At 67.2% G+C, this 25052-nt stretch carries 21 protein-coding genes; 15 read left to right on the forward strand and 6 right to left on the reverse strand.

Features of this window, described 5'->3' with window-relative positions; all coding sequences use genetic code 11:
* The first annotated feature begins 64 nt into the window (after nucleotides 1-64).
* The 13 genes from aptA (at nucleotide 65) to ACKTT0_RS04145 (ending at nucleotide 16866) form a co-directional block, all read left to right on the forward strand.
* Nucleotides 65-1390 (forward strand): omega-aminotransferase AptA, encoded by a 1326-nt coding sequence (gene aptA / locus ACKTT0_RS04085; protein WP_407848340.1) that lies wholly within the window; start codon nucleotides 65-67, stop codon nucleotides 1388-1390.
* 4 nt (nucleotides 1391-1394) lie between these two features.
* Complete coding sequence (locus ACKTT0_RS04090; protein WP_407848341.1) at nucleotides 1395-2882, forward strand: CoA-acylating methylmalonate-semialdehyde dehydrogenase; 1488 nt, start codon at nucleotides 1395-1397, stop codon at nucleotides 2880-2882.
* A gap of 197 nt (nucleotides 2883-3079) precedes the next feature.
* Entirely contained in the window at nucleotides 3080-4591 is a 1512-nt protein-coding gene (locus ACKTT0_RS04095) for a M81 family metallopeptidase (RefSeq protein ID WP_407848343.1), read from the forward strand.
* 77 nt (nucleotides 4592-4668) lie between these two features.
* Nucleotides 4669-6234, forward strand: coding sequence for an ABC transporter substrate-binding protein (locus tag ACKTT0_RS04100; protein WP_407848345.1), 1566 nt, complete (start codon nucleotides 4669-4671; stop codon nucleotides 6232-6234).
* Nucleotides 6235-6252: 18 nt separating this feature from the next.
* A complete protein-coding gene (locus ACKTT0_RS04105; RefSeq protein WP_407848347.1) occupies nucleotides 6253-7194 on the forward strand; it encodes an ABC transporter permease in 942 nt (313 codons plus the stop codon).
* A 2-nt stretch (nucleotides 7195-7196) separates the two neighbouring features.
* Nucleotides 7197-8096 carry an ABC transporter permease gene (locus tag ACKTT0_RS04110; RefSeq protein ID WP_407848348.1) on the forward strand — a complete coding sequence of 300 codons (900 nt, stop codon included), beginning with the start codon at nucleotides 7197-7199 and terminating at the stop codon, nucleotides 8094-8096.
* A gap of 3 nt (nucleotides 8097-8099) precedes the next feature.
* Nucleotides 8100-9758, forward strand: coding sequence for an ABC transporter ATP-binding protein (locus tag ACKTT0_RS04115; RefSeq protein WP_407848350.1), 1659 nt, complete (start codon nucleotides 8100-8102; stop codon nucleotides 9756-9758).
* Between the two features lie 74 nt (nucleotides 9759-9832).
* Nucleotides 9833-11308, forward strand: a complete 1476-nt coding sequence (locus ACKTT0_RS04120; RefSeq protein WP_407848352.1) for a M81 family metallopeptidase — start codon at nucleotides 9833-9835, stop codon at nucleotides 11306-11308.
* A 158-nt stretch (nucleotides 11309-11466) separates the two neighbouring features.
* Nucleotides 11467-13383, forward strand: coding sequence for a DUF945 family protein (locus ACKTT0_RS04125; RefSeq protein WP_407848354.1), 1917 nt, complete (start codon nucleotides 11467-11469; stop codon nucleotides 13381-13383).
* 142 nt (nucleotides 13384-13525) lie between these two features.
* Nucleotides 13526-14815: a glycosyltransferase family 4 protein gene (locus ACKTT0_RS04130; protein WP_407848356.1), complete on the forward strand. Its 1290-nt coding sequence runs from the start codon at nucleotides 13526-13528 to the stop codon at nucleotides 14813-14815.
* 128 nt (nucleotides 14816-14943) lie between these two features.
* A complete protein-coding gene (locus ACKTT0_RS04135; protein ID WP_407848358.1) occupies nucleotides 14944-15936 on the forward strand; it encodes an NAD(P)-dependent oxidoreductase in 993 nt (330 codons plus the stop codon).
* A 36-nt stretch (nucleotides 15937-15972) separates the two neighbouring features.
* Nucleotides 15973-16653, forward strand: a complete 681-nt coding sequence (locus ACKTT0_RS04140) for a Crp/Fnr family transcriptional regulator (protein ID WP_407848360.1) — start codon at nucleotides 15973-15975, stop codon at nucleotides 16651-16653.
* 87 nt (nucleotides 16654-16740) lie between these two features.
* A complete protein-coding gene (locus tag ACKTT0_RS04145) occupies nucleotides 16741-16866 on the forward strand; it encodes a hypothetical protein (protein ID WP_407848362.1) in 126 nt (41 codons plus the stop codon).
* Between the two features lie 27 nt (nucleotides 16867-16893).
* Here the strand turns inward: ACKTT0_RS04145 and ACKTT0_RS04150 are convergent, their stop codons facing one another.
* The 6 genes from ACKTT0_RS04150 to ACKTT0_RS04175 form a co-directional block, all read right to left on the reverse strand.
* On the reverse strand, nucleotides 16894-18726 hold the full coding sequence (locus tag ACKTT0_RS04150) for a VWA domain-containing protein (RefSeq protein ID WP_407848363.1): 1833 nt from the start codon (nucleotides 18724-18726) through the stop codon (nucleotides 16894-16896).
* Nucleotides 18727-18831: 105 nt separating this feature from the next.
* Entirely contained in the window at nucleotides 18832-20253 is a 1422-nt protein-coding gene (locus tag ACKTT0_RS04155) for a cbb3-type cytochrome c oxidase subunit I (protein ID WP_407848365.1), read from the reverse strand.
* A 3-nt stretch (nucleotides 20254-20256) separates the two neighbouring features.
* Nucleotides 20257-20697 carry a c-type cytochrome gene (locus ACKTT0_RS04160; protein WP_407848366.1) on the reverse strand — a complete coding sequence of 147 codons (441 nt, stop codon included), beginning with the start codon at nucleotides 20695-20697 and terminating at the stop codon, nucleotides 20257-20259.
* Between the two features lie 111 nt (nucleotides 20698-20808).
* Nucleotides 20809-21069 (reverse strand): cytochrome C oxidase subunit IV family protein, encoded by a 261-nt coding sequence (locus tag ACKTT0_RS04165; protein ID WP_407848367.1) that lies wholly within the window; start codon nucleotides 21067-21069, stop codon nucleotides 20809-20811.
* A gap of 3 nt (nucleotides 21070-21072) precedes the next feature.
* Nucleotides 21073-21657: a cytochrome c oxidase subunit 3 gene (locus tag ACKTT0_RS04170; RefSeq protein ID WP_407848368.1), complete on the reverse strand. Its 585-nt coding sequence runs from the start codon at nucleotides 21655-21657 to the stop codon at nucleotides 21073-21075.
* Nucleotides 21641-22456: a CbbQ/NirQ/NorQ/GpvN family protein gene (locus ACKTT0_RS04175; RefSeq protein WP_407848370.1), complete on the reverse strand. Its 816-nt coding sequence runs from the start codon at nucleotides 22454-22456 to the stop codon at nucleotides 21641-21643. The genes ACKTT0_RS04170 and ACKTT0_RS04175 overlap by 17 nt, the downstream gene beginning before the upstream one ends.
* 236 nt (nucleotides 22457-22692) lie before the next feature.
* Between ACKTT0_RS04175 and ACKTT0_RS04180 the strand changes: the two genes are divergently transcribed.
* Both ACKTT0_RS04180 and ACKTT0_RS04185 read left to right on the forward strand, forming a co-directional pair.
* Nucleotides 22693-24378 (forward strand): cytochrome D1 domain-containing protein, encoded by a 1686-nt coding sequence (locus ACKTT0_RS04180; RefSeq protein WP_407848372.1) that lies wholly within the window; start codon nucleotides 22693-22695, stop codon nucleotides 24376-24378.
* A gap of 62 nt (nucleotides 24379-24440) precedes the next feature.
* On the forward strand, nucleotides 24441-25034 hold the full coding sequence (locus ACKTT0_RS04185; RefSeq protein ID WP_407848374.1) for a NapC/NirT family cytochrome c: 594 nt from the start codon (nucleotides 24441-24443) through the stop codon (nucleotides 25032-25034).
* Nucleotides 25035-25052: the final 18 nt, after the last annotated feature.

Below are 25052 nucleotides of genomic sequence, written 5' to 3' on the forward strand. Positions count from 1 at the left end.
CACGCGCCGCGCACGCCGTACAGGCCGCCGGCCCGCCACGCAGGTTCTTCCTGGAGACCGCACCATGAACGCCCCCACCGGCCTGCCCGACCTGTCCCATCTGTGGATGCCGTTCACCGCCAACCGGCAATTCAAATCCCAGCCGCGCATGCTGGCCGGCGCCAAGGGCATGTACTACACCTCGACGGACGGCCGCCAGATCCTCGACGGCACGTCCGGCCTGTGGTGCGTCAACGCCGGCCACTGCCGCGAAGAAATCGCCCAGGCGATCGGGCGGCAGGCAGCCACGCTGGACTACGCCCCGGGGTTCCAGCTGGGCCATCCGCTCGCCTTCGAGGCAGCCTCCGCCGTGGCCGGCCTGATGCCGCAGGGCATGGACCGGGTGTTCTTCACCAACTCCGGTTCGGAATCGGTCGACACCGCGCTGAAGATCGCGCTGGCCTACCATCGCGCCCGCGGCGAGGCACAGCGCACCCGCCTGATCGGCCGCGAACGCGGCTATCACGGCGTGGGCTTCGGCGGCATCTCGGTGGGCGGCATCTCGCCCAACCGCAAGACCTTCTCCGGCGCCCTGCTGCCCGCGGTGGACCACCTGCCGCACACGCACAGCCTGGAGCACAATGCGTTCTCGAAAGGCCAGCCGGCCTGGGGCGCCCACCTGGCCGACGACCTCGAGCGCATCGTCGCGCTGCACGACCCGTCCACCATCGCGGCCGTCATCGTCGAACCCATGGCCGGGTCCACCGGCGTGCTGGTCCCCCCGCAAGGCTACCTGGAACGGCTGCGCGAGATCACCGCGAAATACGGCATCCTGCTGATCTTCGACGAAGTCATTACCGGCTATGGCCGGCTCGGCACCGCCACGGCCAGCGAATACTTCGGCGTGACGCCCGACCTCATCACCATGGCCAAGGGCATCAGCAATGCGGCCGTGCCGGCCGGCGCCGTGGCGGTCAAGCGCGACGTGCATGACGCCATCGTCAATGGCGCCCAGGGCGGCATCGAATTCTTCCATGGCTATACGTATTCGGCCCACCCGCTGGCCACCGCCGCGATCCTGGCCACGCTGGACCTGTACCGGCGCGACGACCTGTTCGCCCGCGCGCGCAAGCTGGCGCCGGCGTTCGAGGCCGCCGCGCACGGGCTCAAGGACGCGCCCAATGTGATCGATATCCGCAATATCGGCCTGGTGGCCGGCATCGAGCTGGCGCCGCGCGACGGCGCCCCGGGCGCGCGCGCCGCCGAAGCCTTCCAGAAGTGCTTCGACAGCGGCCTGATGGTCCGCTACACCGGCGACACGCTGGCCGTCTCGCCGCCCCTCATCATCGAAGAGGCGCAAATCGCCGAAATGTTCGACTCGATCGGAAAAGTCCTGAAGGAAGTTGCCTGATTCCATGAAAACGCTTACCCACTACATCGACGGCCGTCCGCAAGAAGGCCGCAGCGGCCGCTACGCCGAGGGCTTCAACCCGGCCACCGGCGAGGTCGCCACGTCGATCCCGCTGGCGTCGCCGGACGAGGTCGACGCCGCGGTCGCCGCCGCCCGCGCGGCCTTTCCCGCGTGGTCCGAAACGCCCGCGCTCAAGCGCGCGCGCATCCTGTTCAATTTCAAGGCCCTGCTCGACCGCCACCAGGACGAGCTGGCCGAGCTCATCACGCGCGAGCACGGCAAGGTGTTCTCCGACGCCAAGGGCGAAGTCGCGCGCGGCATCGAGGTGGTGGAGTTCGCCTGCGGCGCGCCGCAACTGCTGAAAGGGCAGTACACCGACCAGATCGGCGGCGGCATCGACAACTGGAGCATGCGCCAGCCCCTGGGCGTCGTGGCCGGCATCACGCCGTTCAACTTCCCCATGATGGTGCCGTGCTGGATGTTCCCGGTGGCGCTGGCCTGCGGCAATACCTTCGTGCTCAAGCCGTCCGAGCGGGACCCGTCGGTTTCGCTGCGCCTGGCCGAGCTGCTCAAGGAAGCCGGCTTGCCCGATGGCGTCTTCAACGTAGTGCATGGCGACAAGCAGGCCGTGGACGCGCTGATCGCCCATCCCGACGTCGAAGCCCTGTCGTTCGTGGGCTCCACGCCCATCGCCGAATACATCTATGCCGAAGGCACGCGCCGCGGCAAGCGCGTGCAGGCCCTGGGCGGCGCCAAGAACCACATGGTGGTCATGCCCGACGCCAACCTGGAGCAAGCCACCGACGCCCTGATCGGCGCGGCCTACGGATCGGCCGGCGAGCGCTGCATGGCGATCTCGGTAGCCGTGGCGGTGGGCGACGTGGCCGACAAGCTGATCGAACGCCTGGAGCCCCGCGTGCGGGCGCTGGTCATCAAGAACGGCATGGAAGCGGACGCGGAGATGGGCCCGCTGGTCACGGCCCAGCACCGCGCCAAGGTGATCGGCTACATCGAGGACGGCATCGCGGCGGGCGCCCGCGTCGTGGTCGACGGCCGCGACCAGAAGGTGGCCGGCCAGGGCTTCTTCCTGGGCGGCACGCTGTTCGACCAGGTCACGCCGCAAATGAACATCTACCGCGAGGAAATCTTCGGCCCGGTGCTGTGCGTGGTGCGCGTGCCCGACTTCGCCGCGGCGGTCGAGCTCATCAACGCCCACGAATTCGGCAACGGCGTGGCCTGCTTCACGTCCGACGGCGGCGTGGCGCGCGCCTTCGCGCGCCAGATCAAGGTCGGCATGGTGGGCATCAACGTGCCCATCCCGGTGCCCATGGCCTGGCATTCCTTCGGCGGCTGGAAGCGCTCGCTGTTCGGCGACCACCATGCCTACGGCGAGGAAGGCGTGCGCTTCTACACGCGCTACAAGAGTGTCATGCAGCGCTGGCCCGACAGCATCGCCAAGGGCGCCGAGTTCACCATGCCGGTGGCCAAGTAAAACACCGTTGGGCTTCCCGGGTGTCAGGCTCCGCACAGCGGTGCCTGACACCCTCTCCGACAGTCCTTCCACGCCCCTCCTTTTCACAGCCGCCTCATCCACGGGCATCGCCGTATTGCCCAACGCGCATTTCTTCAGCAGAATCCTCCTATCCGGTTTCTTCAAGCGAACGCACGGCCCTTGGGAGGATCACTCCGATGCGCATCGGAATAGGCGGGTTCCAGCACGAAACCAACACGTTCGCGCCGTCGCGCGCCACCTGGGAAGAATTCGCCGACAAGGGCGGCGGCTGGCCCAGGCTCGTATCCGGGCCGCCCATGTTCGAGGCGGTCGCCGGCGCCAATATCCCGGTGGCGGGCTTCATCGACGCCATGCGCGAACACACCCTCCTGCCTGCCACCTGGGCCGCGGCCAGCCCCTCGGGCCACGTCACGCGCGATGCCTACGAGCGCATCGCCGGCATGATCCTCGACGGCCTGCGCGAGGCGCTGCCGCTCGATGCGGTCTACCTGGACCTGCACGGCGCCATGGTGGCCGAACACCTCGACGACGGCGAAGGCGAACTGCTGCGCCGGGTGCGCGGCCTGGTCGGCCCCGCCGTGCCCATCGTGGCCAGCCTCGACCTGCACGCCAACGTCACCCGCGCCATGGTGGCGCATGCCGACAGCCTGGTCTGCTATCGCACCTATCCGCACATCGACATGGCCGAAACCGGCCGGCGCGCGGCGCAGTTGCTGGACCGCCGCCTGCACGGCATGCCGCGCCCCTACGTGGCGCTGCGCAGCATTCCCTACCTGATCTCGCTGTGCTGGCAATCCACCGACATCGAGCCGTCGCGCAGCCTCTACAAGCTGCTCGAGGACCTCGAATCGCGCGACCCCACCATCAGCCTGTCGTTCGCCACCGGCTTCCCGGCGGCCGACTTCCCCGAATGCGCGCCCGCGGTATGGGCCTACGGCGACACCCAGGACGACGCCGACGCCGCGGCCGACGCCATGGCGCGCGCGGTGCTCAATGCCGAAGCCGATTTCGGCGGCAAGATCCACGCCCCGGACGAGGCCGTGCAGACGGCCATGGCCATGGCGCGGGACGCCGCCAAGCCGGTCATCATCGCCGACGTGCAGGACAACCCCGGCGCCGGCGGCAGTTCCGACACCACCGGTATCCTGCGCGCGCTGCTGCGCCACCGGGCGGCCAACGCGGCCATCGGCCTGATCGTCGATCCGCGCGCCGCGCTGGCCGCGCACCAGGCTGGTGCAGGCAACACCATCAAGATCGCGCTGGGCGGGCATTCGGGTATTCCCGATGACGAGCCCCTCGAGGCCGAATACCTGGTGGAAACGCTCTCCGACGGGCGCTTCGACACCCACGGGGCGTTCTACCGCGGCTTCCACATGGATCTCGGCCCCAGCGCCTGCCTGCGGCTGGACGGCGTGCGCATCGTCGTGGCCTCCAACAAGGTCCAGATGGCCGACCAGGAAATGTTCCGCTTCGCCGGCATCGAGCCCACGCGCCAAGCCATCCTGGTGGTCAAGAGCTCGGCGCACTTCCGCGCCGACTTCACCGACATCGCGCAGTCCATCCTGGTCTGCGCGGCGCCGGGCTCGATGCTGATGGACGCCAGCCGCCAGCCATGGACACGGCTGCGCCACGGCATCAGAATGGCACCTTGCGGCCCGGCCTTCTCGGCCAGCGCCGCAAGCGCCTGACCCGGCGCGCCACGCCAGCGGCACGCGGATATCGCGGCGGCTACCCGCCGCCGCAATCGACTCTAAGGGGAATCTCCATGCTGAAGTTTGTCCGTACGGCCATCCTGGCCGGCGCAACGCTCCTCGCGGGGAGCGGCGCGCACGCAGAATCCGTCATCCGGGCGGTCATGCACTCGCCGCTGCGGCTCACCGACCCGCATGCCACCACGGCCTACATCACCACGTGGCATGGCTACATGATCTACGACACGCTGCTGGCCACCGACGCCGACAACAAGGTGCAGCCGCAAATGCTCGAAAAATGGGAAGTCTCCCCCGACGGCAAGACCTACACCATGACCCTGCGCGCCGGCCTCAAGTGGCATGACGGCCAACCGGTCAAGTCCGAGGACTGCGTCGCCTCCATCAAGCGCTGGGCGGCGGGCGACGGCATGGGCCGCACGCTGCTGAAGTTCACGTCCAGCATCGACGTGGTCGACGACCGGACCTTCCGCATCGTCATGACCGAGCCCACCGACCTGGCGCTGCGCGCCCTGTCCAAGCCGACCGGCACGGCGGCCTTCATGATGCCCAAGCGCATCGCCGAGATCCCCATCGGCACGCCCATCACCGACATGACCGGCTCGGGTCCGTTCAAGGTGGCCGAATTCAAGCCCGGCGTCACCACGGTGTATGTCAAGAACACCGAATACGTGCCGCGCCAGGAGCCCGCCAGCGGCCTGGCCGGCGGCAAGGTGGTCAACGTCGACAAGGTCGTCTGGAACGTCATGCCCGACGCCCTCACCACCGCCAACGCGCTGATGGGCGGCGAGATCGACTACGTCGAGCAGTTCCCGTACGACCTGCTGCCCATGCTGGACGGCAACGCCGACTTCAAGGTCGAGTCGCTCAGCCCGGTCGGCTACTTCACGATGTACCGCTTCAACTTCAAGTACCCGCCCTTCGACAACAAGAAGATCCGCCAGGCCGCCATGTACGCCATCGGCCAGGAAGACGTCATGAAGGCGCTGGTGGGCAATCCCAAGTACTACCAGACCTGCGCCTCGCTGTGGGGTTGCGGCACGCCCTTCCAGAGCGATATCGGCAAGGATGTCGTGGTGCCGTCCAACATCGATAAGGCCCGCGCGCTGCTGAAAGAAGCCGGCTACGACAACACGCCCATCCTGGTCATGCATGCCACCGATGTCGGCACGCTCAGCCCGCAGCCGGTCGTCATGGCGCAGGCGCTGCGCAAGGCCGGCTTCAACGTCAACCTGGCCGCCATGGACTGGCAGAGCGTGGTGGCGCGCCGCGCCTCCAAGGCCGCCCCCGATGCCGGCGGCTGGAACATCCACAACACCAACTGGTACGCCACCGACATCATGGACCCGGTCCGCTCCGCGCCCGCCTCGGCCAACGGCGACAAGGCCTGGTTCGGCTGGCCCGACTTCCCGCAGGTCGAAGCGCTGCGCACCAAGTTCGCCCTGACCTCCGACCCGGCCGAGCAGAAGAAGATCGCCGACGAAGTGCAGCGCATCGGCATCGAAGAGGGCCTGTACGTGCCGCTCGGCCAGATGTCGGTGCCTACTGCCTATTCGGTCAAGCTCAGCGGCCTGGTGCACGCGCCCATCATGGCGTTCTGGAACGTCAAGAAAGCGCCCTGATCCTGGCGGGAGGCCTAGATGCTGGCATTCATCCTGCGGCGGCTGCTGGCCACCATCCCCGTGCTGGTGCTGGTGGCCGTGGTCGTCTTCGCGATCCTGCGGCTCAGTCCTGGCGATCCCGCCGTCATCATGGCCGGCGACGGCGCCACGCCGGAACGCATCGCCCAGATCCGCCAGGTCATGGGCCTGGACCAGCCACTGGTCAAGCAGTTCTTCCTGTGGGCCGGCCGGCTGCTGCAAGGCGACATCGGCACCTCGCTCATGTCCGGGGTGCCGGTGCGCCAGCTGATCAGCCAGCGCCTCGAGCCCTCGCTCAGCCTGGCGGCGCTGACGCTGCTACTCACCCTGGTCGTCGCCATTCCGCTCGGCATCCTGGCCGCCTGGCGCCAGGGCCGCCTGCTGGACCGCCTGGTCATGGGCTTCTCGGTGCTGGGTTTCTCGGTGCCGGTCTTCGTCACCGCCTACGTGCTGATCTGGGCCTTCGCCATCGAGCTGGACTGGTTCAAGGTGCAGGGCTACGCGCCGCTGTCGGGCGGTTTCTGGCCGTTCCTGCACCGCCTGATCCTGCCGGCCCTGGCGCTGTCCACCATCTACGTGGCGCTGATCGCCCGCATCACCCGCACCAGCGTCATCGAAGTCATGGGCGAGGACTTCATCCGCACCGCGCGCGCCAAGGGGCTCGGCGAAACCGGCGTGCTGCTGGGGCACGCGCTGCGCAACGCCGCCGTCCCGATCGCCACCGTGGTGGGCGTCGGCATCGCGCTGCTGATCAGCGGCGTGGTGGTCACTGAATCGGTGTTCAACATCCCAGGGCTGGGGCGGCTGGTGGTCGAGGCCGTGCTGGCGCGCGACTACCCCGTCATCCAGGGCCTGACGCTGTTCTTCGCCTTCGTCTACGTCTTCATCAATCTGGTCGTCGATTGCGCCTATACGCTGTTCGACCCGCGCATCAGGTATTGACCATGGCCACGCAATCCGACGCCCTGCCCCACGCCGCCGGCCTGCCTGGCGCCGATCCGCGCGCCTCCGCCTGGCGGCGCGTGCGCCATACCCTGAAGACCTGGCCGGTGCTGCTGGCGCTGGCGGCGCTGTCGCTGGTCGTCCTGGCGGCGCTGCTGGCGCCGTGGCTGGGCACGGTCAGTCCCACCGCCATCGACCCTGGCAACCGGCTCAAGCCGCCATTCGGCGGCTACCTGCTCGGCACCGACGCGTTCGGCCGCGACATCTGGTCGCGCGTGGTCTACGGGGCGCGCGTCTCGCTGGTCGCCGGCCTGGGCGCCGCCGTCATCAGCGTCGCCGCCGGCCTGGCGATCGGCCTGGTGGCGGGCTGGTTCCGCTCGCTGGACGGCTTCATCATGCGCGTCATGGACGCGGTCATGGCCATTCCCGGCATTCTCCTGGCCATCGCCCTGGTGTCGGTCACCGGGGCCAGCCTGACCACCGTCCTGGTGGCCATCACCATTCCCGAGATCCCGCGGGTGGTGCGCCTGGTGCGCGGCCAGATACTCAGCGTGCGCGGCGAGCCCTACGTCGAGGCCGCCCTGGCGCTGGGCACGCCGCTGCACTTGCTGCTGTGGCGGCACCTGGTTCCCAGCACGGTGGCGCCGCTGACGGTGCAGGGCACGTACGTGTTTGCCTCCGCCATGCTCACCGAAGCCATCCTCAGCTTCCTGGGCGCCGGCATCCCGCCCGAAATCGCCTCGTGGGGCAACATCATGTCCGAGGGCCGCATGTACTTCCGCATGCTGCCCGGCCTAATCCTGTTCCCCGGCCTGTTCTTGTCGCTGACCGTGCTCAGCGTGAACATCCTGGGCGATGCGCTGCGCGACGCGCTCGACCCCAAGATGGCGCGCAGGATCTGAACCATGTCCTATTCCCCCAATCCGCCCGCCGGCGACACCACTTCCGCGGTACTGGCCATCCGCAACCTGTCCGTCGCGGTGGCGGGCGCCGGCAACCGCGTGGTGCGCAATCTCAGCCTGGACGTACATGCCGGCGAAACCGTCTGCGTGGTGGGCGAATCCGGCTCCGGCAAATCGGTCAGCTCGCTGGCGGTCATGGGCCTGCTGCCCCCCGGCGTGCTCGAGCCCAGCGGCGCCATCCGGGTCGAGGGCGAGGACGTTCTCAGCGCCACGCCGCGGCGCCTGCGCGAACTGCGCGCCACGCGCATGGCCATGGTGTTCCAGGAGCCCATGACCGCGCTGAACCCGGTGCATACGGTGGGTCGCCAGGTCGACGAAGTGCTGCGCCTGCACCGCCGCATGACGCGCGCCCAGCGGCGCGCCAAGGTGCTCGACATGTTCCGCTCGGTGCACCTGCCCGACCCGCAGCGCATCTATGAATCCTATCCGCACCAGCTGTCCGGCGGCCAGCGACAGCGTATCGTCATCGCCATGGCGCTCATTCTCGAGCCGCGCCTGCTGATCGCCGACGAGCCCACCACGGCGCTGGACGTCACCACCCAGAAGCAGATCCTCGCCCTCATCAAGGAACTGCAGGTCAAGCACCGCACCGCCGTGCTGTTCATCACGCACGACTTCGGCGTGGTGGCCGAGATCGCCGACCGCATCGTGGTCATGAACCAGGGCGACCTGGTCGAAACCGGCACGCGCGACGAGATCCTGGCGCGGCCGCAACAGCGCTACACCCGCCGCCTGGTCGCGTCGGTACCGAGCCTGGTGCCGCTGCGCCGCGACGCGCCGGGTGGCGACACGGTGCTGAGCGTGCAGGGGCTGGGCCGCGTCTACACCGACAAGCGACCCTTCTGGAGCGGCGGCAAGCGCGCCGTGCTGGCCGCCGACGACGTCAACCTGACGCTGCGCAAAGGCGAGATACTCGGCATCGTCGGCGAATCCGGCTCCGGCAAATCCACTGTGGCGCGCTGCATCCTGCGCCTGATCGAACCCACGGCCGGCAGCATGCGCATCGGCGGCGACGACATCTCGGCGCTCGCCGGCGCGGCGCTGCGCCCCGTGCGCCGGCGCATCCAGATCGTGTTCCAGGACCCTTACCGCTCGCTCAACCCGCGCCGCAAAGTGGGCGAATCCATCATCGAAGGGCTGTTGAATTTCGGCGAACCGCGCCAGCAGGCACTCGAGCGCGCCGCGGCCACTCTCAAGGTGGTCGGGCTGGACGGCAATGCCATGGAACGCTATCCGCACCAGTTTTCGGGTGGCCAGCGGCAGCGCATCTGCATTGCCCGCGCGCTGGTCATGGAACCGGAAGTCCTGGTGGCCGACGAAGCCGTCTCGGCGCTCGACGTCTCCGTCCAGGCCCAGGTACTGGAACTGCTCGAGCAGATCCGCGGCCGCACCGGCGTGGGCGTGCTGTTCATCACGCACGACCTGCGCGTGGCCGCGCAGATCTGCGACACCATCATGGTCATGCAGCACGGTCGCGTCGTCGAAACGGGCGCCGCCGAACTCGTGCTGACCCGTCCGTCGCACGACTACACCCGCGCCCTGATCGACGCTGCGCCAGGGCGCGGCTGGGACTTCCGCAACTTCCGGCCGCTGGCGGCGTAAAGTGATGGCGTCGACCGCCCCGCGCCGTTCCCCGCTGCCTGGCTACACCGTAAACCCACCTGGAGCACGACACCATGCGCTGGCTGCTGGCAATGATCAAGCACGAAACCAACACCTTTTCCCCGGTGCCGACGCCGCTCGAGCGCTTCTTTCGCGGCAGTCCCGAGATACTCGCCGGCGAGCGGGCCATCCGCGCCTACGAGCACACTGACAGCGGCCTGGGCGGCTATATCGAAGTCGCGCGCCGCGAAGGCGCGGAAATCGTCGTGCCGGTGGCGGCCGAATCCTGGCCCAGCGCGCCCACCGACGCGGGTACCTATGAGCGCCTGTGCGGGCTGGTGCTCGACGAAGTGCGGCGCGGCGGCTACGACGCCATCCTGCTCGACCTGCACGGCGCGATGGTCGCCGAGGGCGTGGAAGACGCCGAAGGCTACCTGCTGCGCCGCCTGCGCGAGATCGACCCCGCCACCCCGGTGGGCGTGACGCTCGACATGCACGCCAATATCTACGACGACATCGTGCGCCACGCCACGGTGGTGTCCGGCTTCCACACCTACCCCCATGTCGACATCCGCGCGGCCGGCGTACGCGCCGCCGATGTCATCGCCCGCACCCTCAAGGGCGAGATCCGGCCGGTCATGGCCTGGGCCAACAAACCCATGCTGCCGCACATCATGTGCCAGGGCACCCACGCCGACCCCAACAAATCGCTGCAGGACCGCTGCCGCGCGCTGGAATCCCAGGGGGTGCTGGCCGCGTCGGTGTTTGTCGGGTTCCCGCACGCCGATATCCGCGAAGCGGGCCTGAGCGCGGTGATCTGCACCGACGGCGACCTGCTTGCCGCGCAGCGCTGGCGCGACGAGCTGCTGGAGACCGCCTGGAACGGCCGCGAACAATGGGTGTTCCATTGCGAACCCCTGGCGCCGGCCATCGCGCGCGCCAAGGCCATCGAGCAGGGCCCCGTCATCCTGCTCGACCACTTCGACAACACCGGCTCCGGCGGCACCATGGACACCACCGCCGTGCTGGCCGAGATCCTGCGCCAGGGCCTGGAGAACGTCGCCTTCTATGCCTTGTGCGATCCGCAGGCGGCGCAGCAGGCCGCCACGGCGGGCGTGGGCGCCGAACTCACCCTGTCGCTGGGCGGCAAGGTGCCCATGCCGGCGCTCAAACAGAACAGCGAACCGCTGTCCGTCGCCGGCCGGGTCAAGCTGGTGTTCGACGGCGTATACCTGAACCGCGGGCCCATGTACCGCGGAGTGCGCAACGACACCGGGCTGACCGTGGTGTTCGACACGGGCAAGGTGCAGATCGTCATCGTCTCGCGCCACCAGGAACCCTTCGACCTCAATTGCCTGCTATCGGCCGGCATCGACCCGCTGCAAAAGCGCTACGTGGCGCTCAAGAGCCGCGTGCACTGGCGCGCCGGCTTCGCCGACATGGCCACCGCGATCATTCCCTGCACGGGTGTCGGCGTTACCACCTCGGACTACAGCCAAGTCGAATTCAAGCGCGTGCGCCGCCCGATCTATCCCCTGGATCCGCTCTGATGGACTGGCATTTCGTCGCACCCTGATACGCAACGTAACGTCTATGAGAGGCGCCGCACGGGCGCCTCGTTATACTCGCCGCGGGCAATCGGTGCCCTCCGGACATCGCCCGGTGGCGGTCCGGATCATTATCCATAAATCGAGTTGGACGAATAACAATGAAGAAGGCTGTAGGGATCACCGCGGGCGTGGTCATCGTTCTGGCGGCAGGCTGGCTGGGCGCCACCTGGTACACCGGCAAGCGTATCGAAAGCGAGGCGCCGGCCCAGCTGGCGACCGTCAACAAGGAACTGGCCGATGCCCTGGCTGGCATGGGCTTCACCCTGACCATCCAGCAGCTGGACCACGAGCGCGGCTTTTTCACCAGCCGGGCGCGCTACAGCATCGCGCTGGCCAAGGCGCCCGGCGGCCCCGAGGACCTGCCCGAGGGCGCGGTCGAAGTCGTCTCCGATATCGAGCACGGCCCCTTCCCCAAGCGCGCCATTGCCGGCGGGCACCTGCTGCCCAAGCTGGCGTTCGTACACGCCGAGCTGGCCGCGACCGAAAACCTGAAACCGTTGTTCGAGCTTACCAAGGGCACCACGCCGCTCTGGAGCGATACCGTGGTGTCATACAACGGCGACAGCGTCGGCACCGCCGGCATTGCGCCCATCGAAGTCAGCCGCGAAGACGGCAGCCTGAAATTCAGCGGCGCGCACGCCGAAGGCCGCTTCGTGCGCGCCTCCAAGAACTCCATCGGCCATATTACGATCGGCCAGGTGACCCTCGACGCCAGCAAGGCCGAGGCGCCGATCAAGCTGGACATGTCGGGCTTGAACTTCGACTTCGACACCCGCATGGGCCAGTTCGGATTCGGCATCGGCAGCTCCAACGCCAAGATCGACCGCTTTGGCTTCGAAGACATCGATACCGGCGCCAAGATTGCCTTGCAAGGGCTGGCCTACACGGCCGCGCTGACCGAGAACGGGGCCAACATCAATCTCGAGGCGGGCTACCAGATCGGCCAGATCAACGTCAATGGCAACGATTTCGGCAAGGGCCAGGCGACCCTGAAGATGGAGCGGCTCGACGGCAAGGCCGCCGCCGAACTCTCCAAGCTGTACCGCGAGCTGGTCGCCAACATGAGCGAAGATGGCGAAGATGTACCGTTGACCGACGAACAGCGCCAGCAAGCGCTGCAACAGGTCAAGCAACTGCTGGCCGGCAATCCGTCGTTGCGCCTGGATCCGTTCGTGTGGCAAACCGGCAAGGGCGAAAGCCGCGTGACGCTGGCAGTCGACCTGGCCAAGCCAGCCGAAGGCGACGCCGCGGCCGCCGAGCTGCCCGATGCGGTGCGGGAAGCGATCAAGGCTATCGACCTCAAAGTCACGCTGTCCAAGCCCATGCTGCAGGACCTCATCGCGCAGTACATGCAGGGACAAGGCCTGGAAGCCCAGGAAGCGGCCACCGAAGCCAGCGACCAGGTTGGCTCCCTGGCCGGCATGGCGGAAATGCTGAACATCGGCAAGAATGACGGCGACAACATCGTCGGCACCTTCCACTACGCGGACGGCACCGCCAACCTGAACGGCCAGGCCATCCCGGCCGACGAGTTGTTCGAGAACCTGCTGGGCGGGCTGGCAACCGACGAAGCCAGCGAGGCCGACGGCGCCGCGGGCCAGATGCTGGGCGCCGTGGATCCCGCCATCATCGGCGGCATCCTGGACGAAACCGGAGTCAGCTACGAAACCGAGGTATCGGAAAGCGGCATACCCTTCATCAAGATCGACCCGACGGACACTGGCGCCAGCAGCGTGCGGGTGGACTTCAACGATTGCGACGAAGCCTCATCCAGTTGCTCCGACCTGATGCTGCGTGCCGTCGTCGCGTCCGCCCGTCCCATCCCGCTGGCCCGGATCAACGACTGGAACACCCGCAACCGCTGGACGCGCGCTTATCTGGAAGACAACAAGAACGCCGTGCTGGAAATGGACGTGAACGCCTACGGCGGGATCGGCGGCGACAGCGCCAGCTACCTGGTCGGCACGTTCCTGACCACGCTGCCGGCATTCGCCGAAGTCATGACCGCCAAGTAACAACCACGCCGCCCCATTCTCTGATGGGATGATGTTTCTCAAAACGCCCGCATGGCAAGCGGGCGTTTTGCTTTGGCCGACTATTACACTTGCGCACCATCCGCGGCAGGCCATGCAGGTCAGCCGCACTTCCGCACCGCGCATGGCCATCTTCACCCGCTTCTCGTCCCTGTTCCGCAGGCGCCAGGCCACACCGGCCGGCGCGGGCGCGCAGGCCCCGCATGGCAAGGACCGCCATGCGGAACTGCCTGGCCCGGAATCCCCCATTGGCGCTCCCCGCCTGCTATTCGTCGTCAACAATCCGGCCTACTTCCTGTCGCACCGCCTGCCGCTGGCAATGGCCGCACGAGGTGCCGGCTATGACGTGCGCGTGGCCACCATGGCCGGCGACGGCGTCGCGCAGATCAAGGCACATGGCCTGGAGCACCATGTGCTGCCCATGACCCGCAGCGGCCGGCGCCCCCTGCAAGAATTGCGCACACTCTGGTCGCTCTGGCGCCTGTTCCGCCGCTTGCGGCCGGCGGTGGTCCATCTGGTGACCATCAAGCCGGTGCTGTACGGCGGCATCGCAGCCCGCCTGGCCGGGGTTCCGGGCGCGGTATTCGCCATCTCGGGCCTGGGGTTCGCCTTCATCGAGCGCGGCATCAAGGCGGCGCTGCTGCGCCAGGTCGTGGCGGGCCTGTACCGGCCGGCGCTCAAGCACCGCAACAGCCGGGTGGTATTCCAGAACGCCAACGACCGCGACCTGCTGCACGGTCTCGGCGCGCTACGCGAAGGACAGGCCGTGATGACTCGCGGCTCGGGCGTGGACTTGTCCGTCTACGCAGCGGTGGCCGAGCCGGCCTGCCCGCCAGTCACCGTCCTGATGGCCGCCCGCCTGCTGCGGCACAAGGGCGTACTGGAATTCGTCGAGGCCGCGCGCCTGCTGCGCAGCCGCCATGCGCCGGTGCGGATGATGCTGGCCGGCGGCATCGATCCCGGCAACCCGGCCTCGGTCGCCCAGGCCGACGTAGACGCCTGGCAGCAAGAGGGCTGTATCGAAACGCTGGGTGAACGCAACGACGTGGCCGCGCTGTACGCGGCCTCGCATATCGCCGTGCTGCCGTCATATCGCGAAGGCCTGCCGCGCTCGCTCATCGAGGCGGCGGCCTGCGGTCGCGCGGTGGTCACCACCGACGTGCCGGGTTGCCGCGACGCCATCAAACCCGGCCGCACCGGCCTGCTGGTGCCGCCACGCAACGCCCAGGCGCTGGCGGCGGCGATCGAGCAGTTGGCCACCGACAGCACGTTCCGACAACGGCTCGGCGCCGCGGGCCGCGCGCTGGCCGAACGGGAGTTCAGCATCGACGATGCCTGCCGCTTGCACCTGGATATCTACCAAGCCCTGACCATCAAGCAATACCGCCAGCCGCGGCACCAGCCCCAAGGATGATTTCCCGCAAGGCGTCCGCGTGGCGTCTTGCGCGCAGCCGGCAACCCGGACTTACACTGCCCGGCATTGTCTGTCGCGGTCGATTGCACCGGCCCGGCGCACCCGCACAGCGACGCAGTGCCGCCACCATGGATTTCCTCCCCCTGTTCCACCATCTCGAGGGCCGTACCGTACTGATCGTCGGTGGCGGACTTGTCGCGCTGCGCAAGGCGCGCCTGCTGCATGCCGCGGGCGCGCGCGTTCGTGCCGTGGCGCCGCGCGTGCACCCGGAACTGCGCACGCTGGCCGCCGAACTGCACGAACGCGCCTACGCCGAATCCGACCTGCGCCAGGCAGTCCTGGCAGTCGCCGCCACCGACGACGCGGCGCTCAACGCAGTGGTATCGGCCCAGGCCCAGGCGCACGCCGTACCCGTCAATGTGGTCGACGCGCCCGCCCTGTGCAGCGTGGTATTCCCCGCCATTGTCGACCGCTCTCCCCTGGTCGTGGCCATTGGCAGCGGCGGCCATGCGCCTGTCCTGGCGCGCCTGGTCCGCGCCAGGATCGAAACCTGGCTGCCGGCCCGTTACGGGCAGCTCGCCCAGCTCGCCCGGCGTTTCCGGGCCCAGGCCAAGCTGCGCCTGCCCAACGTGCAGCAACGGCGCATTTTCTGGGAAGAAGCCTTCCAGGGGCCGGCGGCGGAAGCGGTCTTCGCCGGCCGTCCCGAACAGGCTGGCAGGCTGATCGAAGCCCGGCTGGCCGACGCCGCGCCGCCGGCGCCGGGCGAAGTGTATTGGGTCGATGCCGGCCCGGGCGACCCGGACCTCCTCACTTTCCGCGCGCTGCGCCTGATGCAGCAGGCCGACCTGGTCATGCACGACCGCGCGGTGCCGCCGGCCATCGTCGACTTGTGCCGCCGCGACGCAGACCGCATCGCCATCGACCCGCAGGCCGCCCCGCCGCCGGCCGGCCAGCTGGCCGAGCTGGCCCGGCAAGGCAAGCGGGTCCTGCGCCTGGCCGCCGGCAATACCCCGCCCGCCCGCCGCAACGAAGCGCTCGATGCACTTGCCGCCGTGAACGTGCCGTTCCAGATGGTGCCTGGTATCGAAGCCACGCCGGCAACCAGCCCGGCGCGGGCCTGATTTCGCCCATCCGCGTCTGAATCGCAGGCTTCCACCATGCAGCTCCATCGTGTACATCACCAGATTCTCCGCAGCCATCATCTGTTCGAGCCGCTCAGCGAAGCGCAGCTCGATACCCTTCTGCAAACCGCGCGGCTGATCAACGTCGACAAGGGCGCCAAGCTGTTCCACCAGGGCGAGCCGGCCCACGCGTTCTATTTCGTGATTTCCGGCACGGTGAAGATCTACCGCCTGACGCCGGACGGCCAGGAAAAAGTCTTCGAAGTCATAGGCAGCCGCCAGACGTTCGCCGAAGCCATGATGCTCATGGACACGCCAGACTACGTGGCTTCCGCCCAGGCTATCGCGCCGTCGCAGCTCTACCGGTTCTCCAACAACACCTATATGGAGCTGCTGCACAACAACGGCAAACTCACCTTCGCGCTGCTGGCCAAGCTGTGCATCCGCCTGCATCAGCGCATCAACGAAATCGAAACGCTATCGCTCAAGAATGCCACGCACCGCGTGGTTCGGTATCTGCTGACACAGCTGGCGCGCCGTCCGGGCGCCACCAGTTTCGAGCTGCCCATGGCCAAGCGGCTGGTGGCGGGGCACCTCTCCATCCAGCCCGAGACCTTCTCTCGCATCATCCGCCACCTGATCGACGAAGGCATCATTGCCCAGCAGGGCAATCGCATCTCGGTCCTCAACAGCCAGCGGCTGGAACAGTTCGAATAAGCCGGCCGCCACCTCGCACCCATGTCACATTGCCTGTACTGCCAACAGCAAGCGCCCGCCGGCGCAACCGCATGCCATCACTGCGGCATGCCGCTACCGACCCAGGCCGAGCGCGCCCGCCGCCGGCGCCTGCGGCGCTTCCAGTGGTTCTGCGTGGGCCTCACCCTGTTCTGCGCGCTGATGGTCTACTGGCTGCCGCGCACGATCGAATAGCCAGCCGGCGCCATGCGCGCGGCGGCGTCACGAACGGGTCAGCTGGCGATAGAGCTGCGGCAGCCGGAACGGCAATTGCTCAGGCTGGCGTATCAAGGTGAAGCCGTTCGCGCCGAACATATAGGGCAGATAATCCCCGGCTTCCCGGTCGATGGTGATGCAGAACGGCAGCAACCCTTCGCGACGCGCCTCGACGACCGCCTGGCGCGTGTCCTCCACTCCGTATCGTCCTTCGTAGCGGTCCAGGTCATTGGGCTTGCCGTCCGTCACCAGCAGCAACAGCCGGCGCCGGCGCTTGCTGGCGACGAGCAGCCGCGTGGCCTGGCGGACCGCCGCCCCCATGCGCGTGTAATAACCGGGCCGAAGCGCCTGGATGCGCCCGCGCGTGCCATCGTCGTAACGCTGCTGGAACGTCTTCAGCTCCAGCATGCGTACCTGCTCCCGGCGCAAGGACGAGAACCCATACAGGGCGAACTGGTCGCCCACGGCGGACAGCGCTTCGCCGAACAGCAGCAAGCTGTCGGCAATGACATCGATGACCCGATGCGAGTCATCCAGGTGTGCGTCGGTAGACATGGAGAGATCCGCCAGCAGCAGGCAGGCCAGGTCGCGTCGAGCCTGGCGACGCTCCATATACCAGCCTCGTTCGGCACAGCGTCCATGCTGGCGCTCGACCAGGAAATCGAGCCAGGCCTGCATGTCGAGTTCGGTGCCGGACTGCTGCTGCCGCAGCCAATGGCGGTCGCTGCGCAGGTGCTCGAACTGGCGCCGCAAGCGGCGCGCCAGCGGCGCCAGGCGCGACGGCAGCGGCTGCGGCTCGCAGCGTCGCGGCCGCATCATGTACAGCTGCACGAAGTTCGGCTGCAGGCACTGGCGGCGGTAGTCCCATTCCGGCAGGGCGGCCGCCGCGCCCAGCGGCAGGTCGTCGGATTCGGCCGGCGGCAGGTCCAGATCGAGCTTGAGCCCGCCCCCCCGGCGCATCCGTTGGCGCGACAAGGCGAGTTCATCCAGGTCTTGCGCCACCCTGCCCGCATCCGGATTGTCCGCATCGTCACCGCAACGGTCCAGGTCGACGTGCTCGGACCAGCTGAACAGGCTTTCGAGGCGGAACAGCAACAGCCCCCCCTTGCCGGTGCGCTCCTCGACGCGGCCGGCCCGCTTGCGCGCGGCCGTGCCTTCCGGAACGCCGGACTGCGCCGCCTCCTCCTCATCGGCGAATTGCGCCTTCTGCGGCGCGCCAAGGTGCTCCGGAGGGTACAACCAGAGGGGCAGCGGCCATGGCGCCCGCTCGCTGTGCGGAAAATGCTGGACGCTGCCGGGCATCGCCAGCGCCTGGCGCAACGCCCGCTCCAGCGCGGCTTCGTCGCGCCGTAGCCTGGCAGGGTCCGGACGCTGGTGCAGGTGGGCCTCGACCAAGCGCTGGTAGCGCGGTCGCAATGCTGGATACTGCCGCAGCAAGGCCACCGTCCAGCGTTGGTTGTCCCGCCCCCAATGGCGCATGCCGCCCGACTGGGCAGCGAGCAGTGCCAGCCAGCGGTACAACTCCGCATTCAAGCCAGCCTCGGGATATGCCGCCAGTTGCGGCGGTAGCCGCAGACTGTCGGCATTGCACCAGGCCACCGACATGCCGTGACCGGCCCCCGCCACCCGTTGCAGCACGCTGCGACGCAGCGGCAGATTGCGCGTCGCGGCAGCCTCCACGCCGATTCCCCCTCTGCCGCCCATGGCGCGAAACAGCAGTCCCAGGGTATGCCGCAGGTCGTCAAGCGCGACCCGTGCATCGGGAAAATCATGGCTGGCCTGGCGGGTAATGAACCGATGCCAGATGCCGCCCACCCATTCTTCTGGTTCGAAAGCCAAGGCAGCCTCGTCAAGCACATTGGGAAACGCCCTCGCGGCGACGTCGGCGAATGCGAGACGGCCCGCCTCGATGCGGCGGGCCGTCCGGGCGCGGGTGGGCCGGCGTCAGGCCTGGGCGCCCAGGGCAGACTGGCCTGCCACGCCCCGCTGGCGGAAGCTGAGCAGGTAGCAGACCAGGCCGACCAGGAAGAACACGCCGGCCCCCAGCCGCAGCCAGAAGAACAGGGACAACTGCTCCATGGTGTTCATGAAGGACATCGCGGCCGCGTCGCCAGGCAGGCGCTGCAGCCATACCTGGACGATTCCGGCCGCGGTCAGCAGCAGGGTGATCGCGAACATCGACAGGGTCATCAGCCAGAATCCCCAGATCTCCACCCGCTGCGCTGCGGGGCTGGGCGCCTCTCCCAGGCCGCGCAAGCGCGGCATGGCATACGAGATCATGGTCATGACGATCATGGCGTAGGCGCCGTAGAAAGCCAGGTGGCCGTGCGCCGCCGTGAGCTGGGTGCCGTGGGTGTAGTAGTTGACCGGCGCCAGGGTATGGATGAAACCCCATACGCCAGCCCCCAGGAACGCCGTGACGGTGGTACCGATGGCCCAGTACGACGCGGCGCGGTTCGGATGCTGGCGCCGGCGCCGGTTCACCATGTTCCAGGCGAACAGCACCATGGCCAGGAAGGGCAGCGGCTCCAGTGCCGAGAACACCGAACCCAGCCATAGCCAGATGCCGGGCGCGCCGATCCAGAAGTAGTGGTGGCCGGTGCCCAGGATGCCGGTGATCAGCGCCATGCCGATGATGACATAGAGCCATTTCTCGATCACCTCGCGGTCGACCCCGGTGATCTTGATGAGCACGAAGGCCAGCATGGAGCCCATGATGAGTTCCCATACGCCTTCGACCCACAGGTGCACCACCCACCACCAGTAGAACTTGTCGCGCGACAGGTTCTCGGGGTTGTAGAACGAGAACAGGAACAGCACCGCCAGGCCGATCAGGCCGGTCATCATGACCATGCTGATGGCGGTCTTGCGTCCCTTCAGCAGGGTCATGCCGATGTTGTACAGGAAGCCGAGCGCCACTACCACGATGCCCGCCTTGGTGATGGTGGGTTGCTCGAGGAACTCACGTCCCATGGTGGGAAGCAGGTCGTTGCCCGTCATCTTGGCCAGGCCCGCGTAGGGCACCAGCAGGTAGCCGAGAATGGTCAGCACGCCGGCTATGGCGAAGATCCAGAACAGTGCCAGCGCCAGCCTGGGGCTGTGCAGCTCGCGGTCTGCTTCTTCGGGAATCAGGTAGTAGGCCGCGCCCATGAAGCCGAACAGCAGCCAGACGATGAGCAGGTTGGTATGCACCATCCGGGCGACGTTGAACGGGATCAGCGGGAACAGGAAGTCGCCCACCAGGTACTGGACGCCCATGATCAGGCCGAACAGGATCTGTCCCACGAACAGGATCAGGGCGAATATGAAATAGGGTTTCGCCACGGCCTGGGAGGCGAATTTGAGATGCGGATTCACAGTGGTCATGGCTCAGCCCTCGCGGTTCGGAGGCCAGTTGAAGTTGTTGATCTTCGAAGTCCATTCGAGGAATTCGGCCACGTCGTCCACTTCCTGCTTGGTGAGGTTGAACTGCGGCATGGCGCGGCGGCCGGGAATGCCCAGCGGCTGCGCGCCCATCCAGGCGTGCAGGAACGAATTGAACTCCGCCTCGCCGCCGCGGCGCTCGAACACATTGCCGAGTTCCGGCGCGAAGTACGCGCCTTCGCCGAGCAGCGTGTGGCAGCCGACGCAGTTGTTCTGCTCCCAGACCGCCTTGCCGCGCACGACGGCCTCGGTCATCTCGGACTGGTTGGTGAGCTGGGGTATTTGTTTTTCGGTATGGAAGGTCAGGGCCAGGAATATCAGGATGAAGAATACGCTTCCCCCGAAATAGATGTTCCTGGCCATGCCTTTGGTGAAGGTTTCCGGCATGATCGCCCCTCTTGGCTTAAGGTGGGCATCATTCTAGAAAGCCGGCCCACGGGGGCCGCTTGACTGCAATCAAGAAAGAAAAGTTGTCGCCGCGCGCCCCGCCGGACGGCCTCAGCGGCCGGCTACGATATTGACCAGCAGCAGGCCGGCAGCCATGACGATAGGCCACGCCAGCATCAGCCACCGCCATGCGCGCGGCGCGTGGTGCAGTTCCATGAAACCGTCGATGATCAGCCATGCCTTGGCGACGGCCAGTGCGACCAGCACGGCGCCGGCGCCCGCCGCCCAGCCCATCCCCGCCACCCGCACCGTGGCCACGGACAATACCGCCAGGCCCAGCCAGAAACACAGGAGCCCTTTGATTTCAGACATGCGTCAACCCAGCAAATAAACCACGGGGAACAACAGCACCCAGACCAGATCGACCATGTGCCAGTAGAGCACTCCCGATTCCAGGCCCGCGCACTGGCCCGGCCCATAGCGACGCGCGCGGCAGCGCAAGGCCATCCAGGCCAGGATCACCATGCCCAGCAGCACGTGCAGAAAGTGGAAGCCGGTAAGCACCCAATACAGCGTGAAGAAGGTGTCGTGCTCCAGGCCCAGGCCCAGCCCCGCCAAGTGGCGGTATTCGGCCAGCTTCAAGCCCACGTACACGCACGCCGACACCAGGGCGGCCGCCAACAGGCACGCCCCGCCGCGCTTGCCTTGCCGCACCCGCGCCAGGCCCATGGCGGCGAACAGCCCGCCGGTCAGCAAGCTGAGCGTCAGGGCCAGCCCCGTTGAGGCGTCCAGTGCCGCGCGTCCGGCCTGGAACAGCGCCGGCTGCAGGGCCTGGGCAACGGCGAAGGCGCAGATCAGGATGCCGAACACCGTCAGTTCGGCCAGGATGAAGAACCACATCGCCAGGTCGCCGGCCAGACGCCGGCTGGCCGCGCCCGCGCCTTCAGCCGAAATGGACATCCACCACTTCCATCAGGGCGGCGACGGTCTGCGGATCGTCGGTCAGGGGTTCGGCCAGGCAGGCCAGGCAGGCGTCGCGCGGCGCCATGCCGCTGCGGATCATGCGCGCGGTGAAGATCAGCAGCCGTGTCGAGGCGACCTCTTCGAGGTCATGGCTCTCGAGCCGGCGCAACGCCTGGCCCAGCCCGACCACGCGGGCCGCCAGCTCGGCATCGACCTGCGCCTCGGCAGCGACAATGCGGCATTCCTCAACGGGCGGCGGATAGCCGAACCGCAACGCCACGAAGCGCTGGCGAGTGCTGGGCTTCATGCCCTTGAGCAGGTTCTGGTAGCCGGGGTTGTAGGACACCACCAGCATGAACCCCGGCGGCGCGCGCAGGGTTTCCCCAGTGCGCTCGATATACAGTTCGCGGCGATCGTCAGCCAGCGGATGCAGCACCACGGCGGTATCCTGGCGGGCTTCCACGACTTCGTCCAGGTAGCAGACGCCGCCTTCCCGCACGGCGCGCGTCAGCGGCCCGTCCTGCCACCAGGTGCCGGCGGCGCCGATCAGGTGCCGGCCCACCAGGTCGGTGGCGCTCAGATCGTCATGGCAGGCCACCGTGTATAGCGGCACCCCCAGGACATGCGCCATGTACTGCACGAAACGGGTCTTGCCGCACCCGGTCGGCCCTTTTACCAGTACCGGCATGCCGTGCCGCCAAGCTTGCTCGAACAGCGCTGCCTCGTTGCCCAGCGGTTGGTAGAAGGGTGCGTCCGGAGCATCCGGCGCGCCCAGGGGGGCCGCAGGCGAATTCATGCCTAGTCCTTGTTCAAGCTGATGGTCAGCGGACATTACCCGCAACGAAGCGGAAGGCTCAAGCCGTCCATCGAAGCCCATTGACTGCAGTCAACACCACGCGATGCAGCTTGACTGTCGTCAATCACAACGGGGAGGGCCTTTCAGTACGATCCGGCCAGAGATGCGCAACCCAAGACCATCCACAGCGCCGTGACCCGGGGCGTCCAGAAACCGCTCCTTTAGGAGAAGTACCGATGAGAATCCCTCGAAAAAACCTGCTGGCCGGAGCCATCGCCAGTCTCTCGCTGCTAGGCATCACGGGTGCCTATGCCAATAGCGCCCCGTCCATGACGGGCGACGAAAAGGAGGTCGCCAAGCAGATCTACTTCGAGCGCTGCGCGGGCTGTCACGGCGTCCTGCGCAAGGGAGCCACCGGCAAGAACCTCGAACCCCACTGGACTCAGACCCAGGCCGACGGCTCCAAGCTCGAGGGCGGCACGCTGCAACTCGGCACCAAGCGGCTGGAAAACATCATCGCCTATGGCACCGAAGGCGGGATGGTCAACTACGACGACATCCTGACCGAACAGGAAATCAACCTGATGGCGCGCTACATCCAGCAGACGCCCGACGTGCCGCCCGAATTCTCCCTGCAGGACATGAAGGACAGCTGGAAGCTGCTGGTTCCGGTTGCCGAGCGTCCGAAGAAGCAGATGAACAAGGTCAACCTGAAGAACGTGTTCGCCATCACGCTGCGCGACGCCGGCAAGCTGGCCCTGGTCGACGGCGACAACCACAAGATCTGGAAGATCCTCGACACCGGCTACGCGGTGCACATCTCGCGCCTGTCCGCCTCCGGCCGCTACGTTTACACCGTAGGTCGCGACGGCCTGACCACCATCATCGACATGTGGTTCGAGGAACCCACCACGGTGGCCACCGTGCGCCTGGGCTCGGACGCCCGCTCGGTGGACGTCTCCAAGTTCAAGGGCTACGAAGACAAATACCTGATCGGCGGCACGTACTGGCCGCCCCAGTACTCCATCATGGACGGCGAAACGCTCGAGCCCATCAAGATCGTCTCCACCCGCGGGCAGACCGTCGACGGCGACTACCATCCCGAGCCGCGCGTGGCCTCCATCGTCGCCTCGCTGCAAAAACCCGAATGGGTGGTCAACGTGAAGGAAACCGGCCAGATCCTGCTGGTGGACTACACCGACCTGAAAAACCTGAAGACCACCGCGATCGAGTCGGCCAAGTTCCTGCACGACGGCGGCTGGGACGCATCCGGGCGCTACTTCATGGTGGCCGCCAATGCGTCGAACAAGGTCGCCGTGGCCGACACCAAGACCGGCAAGCTGGCAGCGCTGGTCGATACCGCCAAGATCCCCCATCCCGGCCGCGGCGCCAACTTCGTCCACAAGCAGTTCGGTCCGGTCTGGGCCACCGGCCACCTGGGCGACGACGTGGTGTCGCTGATCTCCACGGCGTCCAGCAAGCCCGAGCACGCCAAATTCAAGGAACACAACTGGAAGGTCGTGCAAGAGCTGAAGATGCCGGGCGCGGGCAATCTGTTCGTCAAGACCCATCCCAAGTCCAGGCACTTCTGGGCCGACGCTCCCATGAACCCGGAACGCGAGGTCGCCGAATCCGTCTATGTGTTCAACCTCGATGACCTGTCCAAGCCGCCCACCCGCCTGGATGTCGCCAAGGATTCCGGCCTGCCGGAAAGCAAGGCGATCCGCCGCGCCGTCCAGCCCGAGTACAACCAGGCCGGCGACGAGGTCTGGATCTCGCTGTGGGGCGGCAAGGCCGACCAGTCCGCCATCGTCATCTATGACGACAAGACCCTGAAGCTCAAGCGCGTCATCACCGACCCTGCCGTGGTTACCCCCACCGGCAAGTTCAACGTCTTCAACACCATGAACGACGTCTACTAGCCCCTGCCGTTCTTCACCACCCGGCGGTTCCCGTGCATCGCGCGGGAACCGCCAATCAAACCATGACACACCAAGACGGCAAGAATGGCTTCATCGCCACCCTCCGGCGCCCAAGCGCAAGATATTCGTTGGGCGCCCTTCTCCTGGCGGGCATACTGCTCGGCGTCCTGCTCTGGGGCGGGTTCAATACCGCCCTCGAAGCCACCAATACCGAGGCATTCTGCCTGTCGTGCCACGAAATGCGCGACAACGTCTATCCGGAATACCAGGAGACCATCCACTACAAGAACCGGACAGGCGTGCGAGCCACCTGCCCCGACTGCCACGTTCCCAAGGACTGGACCTACAAGATGATACGCAAGGTCCAGGCGTCGCGGGAACTGTGGGGCAAGCTGGTCGGCTCCATCGATACCCGCGAGAAATTCGAGGCCAAGCGGCTGACGCTGGCGCGCAGCGAATGGAAGCGCATGAAAGCCTCAGATTCGCGCGAATGCCGCAATTGCCACAGCCTCGAGAGCATGAAGAGCGAGGCGCAGCAACAACGGGCGCGCAAGCAGCACGAAATGGCCATCGAGGACGACATGACCTGCATCGACTGCCACAAGGGTATTGCGCATCACAAGCCGCAAGGCATGACCGAAGAAGACGAAGAATAGCGCGGCGGCGTTGCGCCG

The organism is Bordetella saccharivorans (assembly GCF_045862855.1).
Lineage (GTDB): Bacteria > Pseudomonadota > Gammaproteobacteria > Burkholderiales > Burkholderiaceae_B > Bordetella_A > Bordetella_A petrii_F.

What these genes read in the sequence shown, in the direction of transcription:
- ACKTT0_RS04180 (WP_407848372.1), top strand. Translation starts at nt 22,693, where the DNA reads ATGAGAATCCCTCGAAAAAACCTGCTGGCCGGAGCCATCGCCAGTCTC.
- ACKTT0_RS04175 (WP_407848370.1), bottom strand. Translation starts at nt 22,456, where the DNA reads ATGAATTCGCCTGCGGCCCCCCTGGGCGCGCCGGATGCTCCGGACGCA.
- ACKTT0_RS04135 (WP_407848358.1), top strand. Translation starts at nt 14,944, where the DNA reads ATGGATTTCCTCCCCCTGTTCCACCATCTCGAGGGCCGTACCGTACTG.
- ACKTT0_RS04145 (WP_407848362.1), top strand. Translation starts at nt 16,741, where the DNA reads ATGCCGCTACCGACCCAGGCCGAGCGCGCCCGCCGCCGGCGCCTGCGG.
- ACKTT0_RS04170 (WP_407848368.1), bottom strand. Translation starts at nt 21,657, where the DNA reads ATGTCCATTTCGGCTGAAGGCGCGGGCGCGGCCAGCCGGCGTCTGGCC.
- ACKTT0_RS04130 (WP_407848356.1), top strand. Translation starts at nt 13,526, where the DNA reads ATGGCCATCTTCACCCGCTTCTCGTCCCTGTTCCGCAGGCGCCAGGCC.
- aptA (WP_407848340.1), top strand. Translation starts at nt 65, where the DNA reads ATGAACGCCCCCACCGGCCTGCCCGACCTGTCCCATCTGTGGATGCCG.
- ACKTT0_RS04095 (WP_407848343.1), top strand. Translation starts at nt 3,080, where the DNA reads ATGCGCATCGGAATAGGCGGGTTCCAGCACGAAACCAACACGTTCGCG.
- ACKTT0_RS04125 (WP_407848354.1), top strand. Translation starts at nt 11,467, where the DNA reads ATGAAGAAGGCTGTAGGGATCACCGCGGGCGTGGTCATCGTTCTGGCG.
- ACKTT0_RS04090 (WP_407848341.1), top strand. Translation starts at nt 1,395, where the DNA reads ATGAAAACGCTTACCCACTACATCGACGGCCGTCCGCAAGAAGGCCGC.
- ACKTT0_RS04160 (WP_407848366.1), bottom strand. Translation starts at nt 20,697, where the DNA reads ATGCCGGAAACCTTCACCAAAGGCATGGCCAGGAACATCTATTTCGGG.
- ACKTT0_RS04115 (WP_407848350.1), top strand. Translation starts at nt 8,100, where the DNA reads ATGTCCTATTCCCCCAATCCGCCCGCCGGCGACACCACTTCCGCGGTA.
- ACKTT0_RS04165 (WP_407848367.1), bottom strand. Translation starts at nt 21,069, where the DNA reads ATGTCTGAAATCAAAGGGCTCCTGTGTTTCTGGCTGGGCCTGGCGGTA.
- ACKTT0_RS04155 (WP_407848365.1), bottom strand. Translation starts at nt 20,253, where the DNA reads ATGACCACTGTGAATCCGCATCTCAAATTCGCCTCCCAGGCCGTGGCG.
- ACKTT0_RS04100 (WP_407848345.1), top strand. Translation starts at nt 4,669, where the DNA reads ATGCTGAAGTTTGTCCGTACGGCCATCCTGGCCGGCGCAACGCTCCTC.
- ACKTT0_RS04120 (WP_407848352.1), top strand. Translation starts at nt 9,833, where the DNA reads ATGCGCTGGCTGCTGGCAATGATCAAGCACGAAACCAACACCTTTTCC.
- ACKTT0_RS04105 (WP_407848347.1), top strand. Translation starts at nt 6,253, where the DNA reads ATGCTGGCATTCATCCTGCGGCGGCTGCTGGCCACCATCCCCGTGCTG.
- ACKTT0_RS04140 (WP_407848360.1), top strand. Translation starts at nt 15,973, where the DNA reads ATGCAGCTCCATCGTGTACATCACCAGATTCTCCGCAGCCATCATCTG.
- ACKTT0_RS04110 (WP_407848348.1), top strand. Translation starts at nt 7,197, where the DNA reads ATGGCCACGCAATCCGACGCCCTGCCCCACGCCGCCGGCCTGCCTGGC.
- ACKTT0_RS04185 (WP_407848374.1), top strand. Translation starts at nt 24,441, where the DNA reads ATGACACACCAAGACGGCAAGAATGGCTTCATCGCCACCCTCCGGCGC.